Source organism: Bradyrhizobium oropedii (genome assembly GCF_020889685.1).
Taxonomy (GTDB): Bacteria; Pseudomonadota; Alphaproteobacteria; order Rhizobiales; family Xanthobacteraceae; genus Bradyrhizobium; species Bradyrhizobium oropedii.
Map to the genome: position 1 here is coordinate 1 of NZ_JACMYO010000249.1, position 10,200 is coordinate 10,200.

Annotated in this window: 10 protein-coding genes and 1 pseudogene; 6 read left to right on the forward strand and 5 right to left on the reverse strand. The window is 65.6% G+C overall.

Features of this window, described 5'->3' with window-relative positions; genetic code table 11:
• Nucleotides 1–138 precede the first annotated feature (138 nt).
• Nucleotides 139–558, forward strand: coding sequence for an alternative ribosome rescue aminoacyl-tRNA hydrolase ArfB (gene arfB / locus H8A95_RS38705; protein WP_229187838.1), 420 nt, complete (start codon nucleotides 139–141; stop codon nucleotides 556–558).
• A gap of 49 nt (nucleotides 559–607) precedes the next feature.
• Here arfB and H8A95_RS38710 read toward each other — a convergent pair whose 3' ends face one another.
• Nucleotides 608–922, reverse strand: a complete 315-nt coding sequence (locus H8A95_RS38710; protein WP_229187839.1) for a hypothetical protein — start codon at nucleotides 920–922, stop codon at nucleotides 608–610.
• A gap of 401 nt (nucleotides 923–1,323) precedes the next feature.
• On the opposite strand from H8A95_RS38710, the gene H8A95_RS38715 reads away from it, so the two are divergent.
• The 4 genes from H8A95_RS38715 to H8A95_RS38730 are packed head-to-tail and all read left to right on the forward strand — an operon-like array spanning nucleotide 1,324 to nucleotide 4,214.
• On the forward strand, nucleotides 1,324–1,644 hold the full coding sequence (locus H8A95_RS38715) for a c-type cytochrome (protein ID WP_229187847.1): 321 nt from the start codon (nucleotides 1,324–1,326) through the stop codon (nucleotides 1,642–1,644).
• A complete protein-coding gene (locus H8A95_RS38720) occupies nucleotides 1,645–2,040 on the forward strand; it encodes a VOC family protein (protein ID WP_229187840.1) in 396 nt (131 codons plus the stop codon).
• 32 nt (nucleotides 2,041–2,072) lie between these two features.
• Complete coding sequence (locus H8A95_RS38725) at nucleotides 2,073–2,621, forward strand: gluconate 2-dehydrogenase subunit 3 family protein (RefSeq protein ID WP_229187841.1); 549 nt, start codon at nucleotides 2,073–2,075, stop codon at nucleotides 2,619–2,621.
• A 24-nt stretch (nucleotides 2,622–2,645) separates the two neighbouring features.
• Entirely contained in the window at nucleotides 2,646–4,214 is a 1,569-nt protein-coding gene (locus H8A95_RS38730; protein WP_229187842.1) for a GMC family oxidoreductase, read from the forward strand.
• A gap of 125 nt (nucleotides 4,215–4,339) precedes the next feature.
• Here the strand turns inward: H8A95_RS38730 and H8A95_RS38735 are convergent, their stop codons facing one another.
• Entirely contained in the window at nucleotides 4,340–4,651 is a 312-nt protein-coding gene (locus tag H8A95_RS38735; protein ID WP_229187843.1) for a ribbon-helix-helix domain-containing protein, read from the reverse strand.
• A gap of 233 nt (nucleotides 4,652–4,884) precedes the next feature.
• On the opposite strand from H8A95_RS38735, the pseudogene mutL reads away from it, so the two are divergent.
• Nucleotides 4,885–6,701: pseudogene (mutL, locus tag H8A95_RS38740) on the forward strand (DNA mismatch repair endonuclease MutL).
• Nucleotides 6,702–7,130: 429 nt separating this feature from the next.
• On the opposite strand, the gene H8A95_RS38745 reads toward mutL, so the two are convergent.
• The 3 genes from H8A95_RS38745 to H8A95_RS38755 all read right to left on the reverse strand — a co-directional run.
• On the reverse strand, nucleotides 7,131–7,748 hold the full coding sequence (locus tag H8A95_RS38745; RefSeq protein WP_229187844.1) for a hypothetical protein: 618 nt from the start codon (nucleotides 7,746–7,748) through the stop codon (nucleotides 7,131–7,133).
• A gap of 115 nt (nucleotides 7,749–7,863) precedes the next feature.
• Nucleotides 7,864–8,421: a 16S rRNA (guanine(966)-N(2))-methyltransferase RsmD gene (rsmD, locus tag H8A95_RS38750; RefSeq protein ID WP_229187845.1), complete on the reverse strand. Its 558-nt coding sequence runs from the start codon at nucleotides 8,419–8,421 to the stop codon at nucleotides 7,864–7,866.
• 6 nt (nucleotides 8,422–8,427) lie between these two features.
• On the reverse strand, nucleotides 8,428–10,200 hold a 1,773-nt coding region (locus tag H8A95_RS38755; protein ID WP_229187846.1), incomplete at its 5' end, for a pseudouridine synthase.

A 10,200-nucleotide genomic window follows, 5' to 3' on the forward strand; every position in this document is an offset into this window, starting at 1 on the left:
TTGCGGGGGAGGGCTGGGGAGAGCGGTAAGCCACACACTCCGACCGATGACGTAACGGCCCCACACCAACACCGCCCGAGCACGCCCAGCACAAACCCGCTATTCTGCGGCCGCCGATTCTTCCCTCCAGGTGATGTCATGCTGCGGGTGTCCCGCGACCTTACGATCGACGAGAACGACATTGAGATCGTCTTTGTCCGTGCCTCCGGTCCGGGCGGGCAGAACGTCAACAAGGTCTCGACCGCAGCGCAGCTCCGCTTCGACACCAACAAGATCGCGCTGCCGGCGGACGCGGTGCCGCGGCTGGCGCGCCTCGCCGGCAGCCGCATGACCAAGGACGGCGTGATCGTGATCCAGGCGTTTCGTTTCCGCACCCAGGAACGCAATCGCGCCGACGCGATCGAACGGCTGCTCGAGATGCTGAAGGAAGCGATGGTGCGGCCGACACCGCGGCGGCCGACCAAGCCGACGTTCGGCTCCAAGCAGCGCCGGCTCGAAGGCAAGAAGCGCCGCAGCGACGTCAAGGCGGGCCGCGGCACGCGCCGTTTCGACGACTAGAAACTTCGGATGCAGCGCACGCGCGGCGCTGCATCCGGTCGTCGCGGAACTAGTACTTCTTGGTTGCGGGCGCCATCTCGGAACCACCGGCCTTCGGTGACGTTGCGTGGCCGCTGCTGCTGCCGACCGTTCCCTTGCTGCCTGACTTGGCGCTGGTGCCGCTCTTCTGCGTCGGTGAAGTCGGCTGCGCGGCCATTTCCTCATCGCCGCTGCCGGACATGCCGCCGCCCTGTTGCACGGTCCCGGCGCCCGCTGCACCGCCGCGAAGCTGGGTATTCGGTGTGGCCGCGCCCTGTGCCAGGACGGGGCCGGCCATCGCGGCCGCGATGGCAAGGGCGAGCACGCTGGTTTTTGCAAACGTCATCCATTTCTCCTGGACTTTAATTGACGATGGAAGGAGCGGCGCAGGTCGTGCGCCGTTTGCAGCGCCGACCCTAAACCCCATCGTGCGAGACTGAATTTCCGCAAACGGCGCACACGCAATGCAAGCTGCGTCGTGTGGTGATCGTGCAGGGATTTCGCGGTCATTTTGCGAAATTGTCGTCCGCATATGCGGCAACCACCGGTTCCGCGCCAGACCACCGCCCATCTTTGTTCTGCTGTGAAACAGCCCGCTACTACCAACGGCTGATTTCAGGCTCCTACAGTCACTGCACAGAGGCGGTGGTGTATATGACAAAGCTGCGCGCAGGGTGGACGGCAAGGCGGACGTTGGCGCTGGGATTTTGCAGCGCGATGTTTGCAGTGCAAATGGCCAGCGCGCAGATGCCCTTGCCTGCCGCCAAGCCGCCCGATGGGGCGACGCTGTTCAAGCAGCAATGCGCAACCTGCCACACGTCAAATACGTCGGACCCCGTGCGGCAGGGACCATCGCTCTACAAGATCGTCGGCCGCCATGCCGGCAAGGCTGACGGCTTCAAATATTCCGCGGGCTTCGCCAAGACCGATTTCGTCTGGGACGACGCCAGGCTCGATGCCTGGCTGACCAATCCGCAAGAGGTGATCCCCGGCGCCGTGATGGCTTATCGGCAGGCCAAGCCGGAAACCCGCGCCATGATCATCGCCTATCTGAAGGAGCTGAACTGAATGGCAAAACCCGTGCATTCGATGATCCGCGTGTTCGACGAGACCAAGGCGCTCGATTTCTATCGTCGCGCGTTCGGCCTCGAGATCGCGGACAATCTGCGCTTTGCCGATTTCGCGCTGATCTATCTGCGCCATCCCTCCTCGCCCTTCGAGGTCGAGCTCACGGTCAATTTCGATCGCAAGGAGCCCTACACGCTCGGCGACGGCTACGGCCATCTCGCCGTCGTGGTCGATGACGTCGATGCCGAGCATACGCGCTTCGAGAAGGAGAAACTGTCGCCCGGGCCGCTGCGCGATTTCAAGCATGACGGCCGGACGCTGGCGCGCTTCTTCTTCGTCTCCGATCCCGACGGCTACAAGATCGAGGTGATCCAGCGCGGCGGGCGGTTCGGTTAATCCAATTACAAAAATGTCTATGGAGGAAACCAATGAGAGAAATCGATCGACGCAGCAAATATGACCGGCGTGTCTTTCTCAAGGGCGCGGCCGTCACCGCACCAGCAGTCGCGATCGCAACATCCACCGGGCTCGGCATCACCGATGCGTGGGCTGACGAGGCCGGCACGCTGACGCCGGCGACGATGAAGACGCTGTTGAAGGTGGCGCGCGACATCTATCCGCACGATTTCCTCGGCGACAGTTACTACATCACCGCGGTCAAGCCGTGGGATGACAAGGCGGCCAAGGATCCGGCCGTCAAATCGCTGATCAATGACGGCGTCGCGCGGCTCGATCAGGAAGCCAACGAGCGCCACAAGATGCCCTATGCCCAGGTCGCCTGGGAAAACGATCGCGTCGCGCTGCTGCAACGGATCGAGGAGAGCGCGTTCTTCCAGAAGATCCGCGGCGATCTGATCGCCTCGCTCTACAACAACAAGGAGGTGTGGCCGAGGTTCGGTTACGAGGGCTCCTCCGCCGAGCATGGCGGCTACATCAAGCGCGGCTTCGCCGACATCGACTGGCTGCCCAAGGCTTGAAGCGGACAACGTCGGGAGGACACAATGGCAAAATTCGATCTGAATGACAGCGGCGTTGTCGTGATCGTCGGCTCCGGTGCCGGCGGCGGGACGCTCGGCAATGAACTGGCGCAGAAGGGCATCAAGGTCGTGATCCTGGAAGCCGGACCGCGCATCGAGAACCAGGACTTCATCAACGATGAATGGGACAGCTTCGGCCAGCTCGCCTGGTCGGACATGCGCACGACGTCCGGCAGCTGGCGCGTCCACAAGGACTTCCCCAATATTCCAGCCTGGATCGTCAAGGCGGTAGGCGGATCCACCGTGCACTGGGCCGGCGCCTCGCTCCGCTTCGATGAGCACGAGTTCAAGATCAAGTCGGCTTACGGCAACATCCCCGGCGCCAATCTGCTGGACTGGCCGATCACGCTCGCCGAGATGGAGCCCTATTACGCCAAGGCCGAGAACAAGATGGGCGTCACCCGCACCAACGGCATCCCCGGACTTCCCGGCAACAACAATTTCAAGGTGCTGGAAGCCGGCGCCAAGAAGCTCGGCTACAAGGAGGTGCACACCGGGCGGATGGCGATCAACAGCGAGCCGCGCGACGGCCGCGGTTCCTGCCAGCAGATCGGCTTCTGCTTCCAGGGCTGCAAGTCCGGCGCCAAATGGTCGACGCTCTACACCGAGATCCCGAAGGGCGAAGCCACCGGCAATCTCGAGGTGCGCCCCGGCAGCATGGTGATCAAGATCGAGCACGACCAATCCGGCAAGGTGACCGGCGTGGTCTATGCGGATGAGACCGGCGCCATGCAGCGCCAGAAGGCGCGCGTGGTCGCGGTCGCCGGCAACTCGATCGAGAGCCCGCGGCTGCTGCTCAACAGCGCCTCGAGCATGTTTCCGGACGGCCTTGCCAACTCGTCCGGCCAGGTCGGTCGCAACTATTTGCGGCACATGACCGGCAGCGTGTATGCGACCTTCGAGAAATCGGTGCACATGTATCGCGGCACCACGATGGCCGGCATCATCCGCGACGAAGCGAAGAACGATCCGAAGCGCGGCTTCGTCGGCGGCTACGAGATGGAGACGCTGTCGCTCGGCCTGCCCTTCATGGCCGCGTTCCTCAATCCCGGCGCCTGGGGCCGCAGCTTCACCAGCGCGATGGAAGGCTATCCGCGGATGGCCGGCATGTGGCTGGTCGGCGAGGACCTGCCGCAGGAGACCAACCGCGTCACGCTGGATCCGAACATCAAGGACAAGTTCGGGATGCCGGTCGCGAGCGTGCATTTCGACGACCATCCGAACGACGTCGCGATGCGCGATCACGCCTACAAGCAGGGTGCCGCGGTCTACGAGGCGGTCGGCGCCACCGTGACCTATCCGACGCCGCCCTATCCCTCGACCCACAACATGGGCACCAACCGGATGAGCGAGAAGCCGCGCGATGGCGTGGTCAACAAGTTCGGCCAGAGCCACGACATCAAGAACCTGTTCGTCTCCGACGGCAGCCAGTTCACGAGCGGTGCCGCCTGCAATCCGACCCTGACCATCGTCTCACTGGCGATCCGGCAGGCCGACACGATCGCGGGCGCGATGCAGCGCAAGGAGATCTAGCACTGAGAGCGGCGAGCTTCGGCCCTGATCTCGATCAGAACCGAAGCCAGAGCTCCCTCGCGACTCAAACGGCCTTGTCCTGCCCAGGACAAGGCCGCTGTTTTCTGCACGATGAATCCGAAAGCCTATTCCGCTGCGTCGAGGATCCGCTGGCCCTGGAATGCGGGCACCGCAGCTACGCCCTGCGAGCGATAGATCAGGCAGCAGCACCGCAACAGCGATGCGAAATTATTGACCTCGCCATGATGGTCGAGGACTTCGCCATACAGCGTGGTGACGAACTTGGCGACGCTCATCCCCTCTTTCGCCGCGATCTCCTCCAGCGTGTCCCAGAACGACATTTCCAGCCGGATCGAGGTGCAATGACCTCCGATCCGCAGTGACCGGGTCTGCGACTCATAATTGCGCTGCGGCTGGTGCGAGAACAAATGGCACATGGCTATCCTCCCGATCGGATTATAATTTTTCTAAACGATATACCCCCGCATGCGGCGTCACAATCGCCACGTAGGGCGTAGCGGGCGCACACGCGAAGGTGAGTGTCTTCAAGGCGATAGGCCGGCTCCATCCCCAGCTAAAGGCAGCTATTGGCGGACCGCCCCCATGCATTTGGCCGGCGAGCCGACTAGAATGGCGCCCACCCTCGAATCTCCGTCCGATCGCGCACGCCATGCCTGTCCGCCAGCTTCCCGAACAGCTCGTCAACCGCATCGCCGCCGGCGAAGTGGTCGAACGCCCTGCGAGCGTCGTCAAGGAACTGGTCGAGAACGCGATCGACGCCGGCGCGAGCCGGATCGACGTTTTCACCGACGGCGGCGGGCGGCGCCGGATCGGCATCACCGACGACGGCGGCGGCATGACGCGATCAGACCTTGCGCTCGCGGTCGACCGCCACGCCACCTCCAAGCTCGACGATGAAGACCTGCTGCGCATCCGCACGCTCGGGTTCCGCGGCGAGGCGCTGCCGTCGATCGGCGCGGTCGCCAAGCTCGGCATCACCACGCGCCATGCCAGCGAGCCGCATGCCTGGTCGCTGTCGGTCGAGGGCGGCGAGAAGTCGGAGGTCATGCCGGCCGCGCTCGGCCAGGGCACCCGCGTCGAGGTCAACGAACTGTTCTATGCAACGCCGGCGCGGCTGAAATTCCTCAAGACCGACCGCACCGAGGCGGAAGCGATCCGCGAAGTGGTGCGGCGCCTCGGCATGGCGCGCCCCGATATCGCCTTCACGCTGGCGGGCGAGGAGCGCGCGCCGGTCACCTGGGCCGCAGCACTTCCCGGCGCGGCAGGCCGGCTGACGCGGCTCGGCGACATACTTGGCGCGGACTTTCGCGCCAGCGCGATCGAGGTGCGCGCCGAGCGCGAAGGCGTCGTGGTCGAGGGTTTTGCCGCCGCGCCGTCGCTGACCCGCGCCAATGCGCTCGGACAATATCTGTTCGTCAACGGCCGTCCGGTGCGCGACAAGCTGATCCTCGGCGCCGTACGCGCGGCCTATTCCGATTATCTGCCGGGCGACCGCCACCCCGTGGTGGCGCTGTTCGTGACCTGCGACCCGCAAGAGGTCGATGCCAATGTGCATCCGGCCAAGACCGAGGTGCGCTTCCGCAATGCCGGCCTGGTGCGCGCGCTGATCGTGCACGCCCTGAAGGAGGGCCTTGCGCGCGAAGGCAGGCGCACCGCGGCCAACACCGCCGACGGCGCCGCGCTCTCGGCATTCCGCCCGGCCTTCACGCCGCCGCGCCCGAGCAATTGGGACTGGCGCGGCTCGCCGTCATATCCGGTCAATCCGACGCGTTCGTTCGATGGCGCGGCGGCGCCCGCCTTCGCCGAGCCCGGACAGGCCGCCTTCGACGTCGCGCGCCGACCGCCGATGTGCGCTTCGAGACCGCACCCGCGCCCGACATGCTCGACCGGCCGCTGGGTGCCGCGCGCACCCAGATCCACGAGACCTACATCGTCTCGCAGACCCGCGACGGCCTCATCGTGGTCGACCAGCACGCGGCGCATGAGCGCATCGTCTATGAGAAGCTGAAGGCCTCGCTGGCGAAGAACGGCGTGCAGCGGCAGATCCTGTTGATCCCCGAGATCGTCGAGCTCGATGAAGCGACCGTCGAAAAGCTGCTCGATCGCGCCGAGGAGTTGGCCTCGTTCGGGCTCGCGATCGAATCCTTCGGTCCCGGCGCGGTCGCCGTGCGCGAGACGCCCTCGCTGCTCGGCAAGGCCAATGCGGCCGGTCTGTTACGCGACCTCGCCGAGCACATGGCCGAATGGGACGAGGCGCTGCCGCTGGAGCGCCGGCTGATGCATGTCGCCGCCACTATGGCCTGCCACGGCTCGGTCCGCGCCGGGAGACGCCTCAAGCCGGAAGAGATGAACGCGCTGCTGCGCGAGATGGAAGACACGCCGAACTCCGGCCAGTGCAACCACGGCCGGCCGACTTATGTCGAGTTGAAGCTGAGCGATATCGAGAAGCTGTTCGGGCGGAGATAGGGCTTACGGGATTCCGTAGCAACCATTAGCTCATCCGATTTTGTGCAAATGGATTGTCCGATCGCCGTTGAGACTGACGGCGCGCACAGCGGCCGTCAAGGATGGCCGTCGCTCAAATGCCACCACATGCTCGCACTCGACAGGCCAGGCCTTGACGGCCGTGAGCACGCCGTCAGTCTCAACGGCGATCGGACAATCCATTTGCACAAAATCGGATGAGCTAATGGTTGCTACTGGTTACTGTTCGGGCGAGGGTAGTCTCTATCCCCGTCGTCCCGGGCAAGCGAAGCGCGACCCGGGACCCATAACCACTAATGTTGCGGTTGAGAAAAGCTGGGCCACAGCGCGCTTCTACAATGCGCATTTGTGGTTATGGGTCCCTGCTCCCGTGCGCAATTGCGCACCAGGCAGGGACGACAGATTAGAGCCCTACGAACTCTTCCCGGTGAACACCTCAAGCGCCATGCGCAACTGCGCAATCCATTCGTCGCCGTCCTCGAAACCGCCGGCCGCGATCGACTTGCAGACTTGATCGAGCTCTTCACCACTGGCCTGATCCCCGGCCAATTGCCGCGCGATCGCGACATAGCCGTCCGTCAGCAGCACCAGGCCGGGGGCACTCGCGTCGACATAGTTCTGACGCGCACCACGAAAGATATCGATCGCCTCGAGATGTCGACCAAGCGCCAGATCGAAGGCACCCACCAGCCAGGCGCCCGTTCCCAGCCGCAACGGTCCGACCCCCAGCTCCTGCACGAGATCGAGCGAACGCTCCGCAAGGTCGCGCGCCGCCAGCAGGATATCTGGCCTGATCGGCTTGTCCGAAACGCTCCAGCCCGGCCAGCAATCGGCCGCGGCATTGAACGTCATCCGCTGAACCATCTGGAGCGCTTCGTGCGTGTCGCCATCCAGCACGCCGCGACGGCGCTCGATCTGATCGGCAGCATCACGCGCAGCTGCAAGCAGCGCCGCGTCATCGCGCCCGCCGCGCAGATCCTTGACACGCTTCTCCAGCTGATCCGCGAGCTCGGCAAGAGTATCAGCCATGGTTCGCCCCCGAACGCGACGTGTAGTGGATTAGCCCAACGGGTCTGCGAGTCGCGCACCCCGATCACAGGCTCCGTCCGGACCCCAGCATAAGGTGCACGAACGCCGGTCCGCCCTACACTTTTCCGCGAAGGAAGACGAATTCCGTGTCGTCATACGCCCGCCGCTCCAGCTCCTCGAAGCCTTCGGGCGCCACGAACGAAGCGGCCTTTGCCTCTTCCACCACGAGCAACGCGCCCGGCGTCAGCCAGCCGCCGTCGCGCAGCGAGGCGAGTGCCTTCTCGGCAAGTCCCTTGCCATAGGGCGGATCGAGAAGCACCAGCGAGAACGGCTCGACCGGGTGCGCCGGTCCGAGATCGGTGGCATCGCGGCGATAGACCTTGGTGGTCCCGCCGAGGCCGAGCGATTCGACATTGTTGCGCAGCAGCGCCCTCGCCTCGGCGCCATTGTCGACGAACAGAGTGAACCTTGCGCCGCGCGAGGCGGCCTCGATACCGAGCGCGCCGGTACCGGCAAACAGATCGAGCACGCGGGCGTCCTCGATCGGATTGTCGTAGGCGTGGATCAGGATGTTGAACACGGACTCGCGCAGGCGGTCCGCGGTCGGACGGATCTCGCGGCCCGAGGGCGAAGCGAGATTGCGGCCCTTCAGCCTGCCCCCGACGACACGCATTGACCGTTACTCGTCCTGCGGCTTGAGATCGCGCTTGCCGTGATAGCCGCGCTTGGGCCGGCGCGGCGGGCCGTAGCCATTGGCCTCGTCCTCGTTGCGGGCGCGGGCTTCCTCGCTGCCGGTGCGCTGCACCAGCACGCGGCGGCCCTTGCGATCGTTGATCACCGCCCGCTTCGCGGCCGGCTTTCTGGGCTGCGCGTCGCCATCGTCACGCTGCTCAGGCCGTGTGAAGTCCGCGCCTGCGATCTTGGCGACCTTCTCGCCGAGCTGCTCGCGCAGCACCCGCGTCTTGACCTCCTCGACCTTGCCCTCCTCGAGCTCGCCGAGTTGGAACGGGCCGTAGGAGATCCGGATCAGCCGGTTCACCTCGAGCCCGAGATGCGCCATCACGTTGCGCACCTCGCGGTTCTTGCCCTCGCGGATCGCGAACACCACCCAAACGTTGGAGCTCTGGTCGCGCTCCAGCGTCGCCTCGATCGGCCCATATTTGACGCCGTCGACCTCGACGCCGTCCTTGAGCTGATCGAGCTGGGCCTGCGTCAACTCGCCATGCGCGCGCACGCGGTAGCGACGCAGCCATCCGGTGTCGGGATGCTCCAGCGTCCGCGCCAGCCCGCCGTCATTGGTCAGCAGCAGCAGGCCTTCGGTGTTGAAATCGAGCCGGCCGATCGAGATCAGCCGCGGCAGGCCCTCCGGCAGATTGTCGAACACGGTCGGCCGCCCCTCGGGATCGGCATGCGTCGTCATCAGCCCGCGCGGCTTGTGGTACATGAACAGCCGGGTCCGCTCGCGCGGCGGCAACGGCTTGCCGTCGACCGCCACGACATCATTGTCGGTGATATCGAGCGCCGGCGAGTTGATCACGCGTCCGTTGACCGTGACGCGGCCCTGCGTGACGATCTCCTCGGCATCGCGGCGCGAGGCGAGGCCGGCGCGCGCCAGCACCTTGGCGATCCGCTCGCCTGACTTCTTCGGCTTCGGCTCGGGACGCTCGCGGCGATCGTCGTAAGAGCGCTCGCGATAGGCGCCGCGGCCGCCAAAGGCCGGGCGCTTCGCAAACACCTTGCTGTCGTCCTCATTGTCGCGGCGCGGCCGATCGCCGAAACGGCCCTCGCTGCGCGGATGCTCCTGCCAGTCGGTGCGCCCTTCGGGCCGCTCGCGGCGGCGATTGTCGCGGCGATCGCCACCGTCTTCGTTGCGATCCCCGGAGTCGCCCTTGCGATCCCCGGAGTCGCCCTTGCGATCCCAGCGCGGTCGGCTGAACTTCGGACGATCGCCCTGCTCACGATCGTCGCGGGACCAGGAGAACCGCGGACGCTCGTCGCCGCCGCGGTCATCGCGCGACCTGTCGTAGCGCGGCTTGTCGAAATTGCGCGGACCGTCGCGGAACGGGCGCGAACCGCGCTCCGGACGATCCGAGCCGCCCTCGCGCTTCTGCCACGGCTTGGATTCGCCGCGCGGCGGCCGGTCACCGAAATCCTTGCGCGGCCCGCGGTCGCCATCGCGCTTGAACTTGCTGTCGCCGCCGAATTTCCGCGCGGGCCGGTCGCCGTCGCGCGAAGGGCGGTCGCCGAACGATCGCTCACCACGCGGCGTATAGGGACGCTTCTCGCCATCACGCTCGCGCGGCGCGTAAGGTTTGCGGTCGCCGAACTTGCGGTCGGACGACCGGCCCGCCGGGCGGGCATCGTCGCGATCGCGGCGCGGCCCGCGGTCATCGCGATTGTAGTTCGGGCGGTCACCGCGCGGCTTGAACGAACGCTTTTCGCCATCGCCGTC

Coding starts and splice junctions, on each gene's coding strand:
- H8A95_RS38720 (WP_229187840.1), top strand. CDS start 1,645: ATGGCAAAACCCGTGCATTCGATGATCCGCGTGTTCGACGAGACCAAG.
- rsmD (WP_229187845.1), bottom strand. CDS start 8,421: ATGCGTGTCGTCGGGGGCAGGCTGAAGGGCCGCAATCTCGCTTCGCCC.
- arfB (WP_229187838.1), top strand. CDS start 139: ATGCTGCGGGTGTCCCGCGACCTTACGATCGACGAGAACGACATTGAG.
- H8A95_RS38735 (WP_229187843.1), bottom strand. CDS start 4,651: ATGTGCCATTTGTTCTCGCACCAGCCGCAGCGCAATTATGAGTCGCAG.
- H8A95_RS38745 (WP_229187844.1), bottom strand. CDS start 7,748: ATGGCTGATACTCTTGCCGAGCTCGCGGATCAGCTGGAGAAGCGTGTC.
- H8A95_RS38710 (WP_229187839.1), bottom strand. CDS start 922: ATGACGTTTGCAAAAACCAGCGTGCTCGCCCTTGCCATCGCGGCCGCG.
- H8A95_RS38725 (WP_229187841.1), top strand. CDS start 2,073: ATGAGAGAAATCGATCGACGCAGCAAATATGACCGGCGTGTCTTTCTC.
- H8A95_RS38730 (WP_229187842.1), top strand. CDS start 2,646: ATGGCAAAATTCGATCTGAATGACAGCGGCGTTGTCGTGATCGTCGGC.
- H8A95_RS38715 (WP_229187847.1), top strand. CDS start 1,324: ATGCCCTTGCCTGCCGCCAAGCCGCCCGATGGGGCGACGCTGTTCAAG.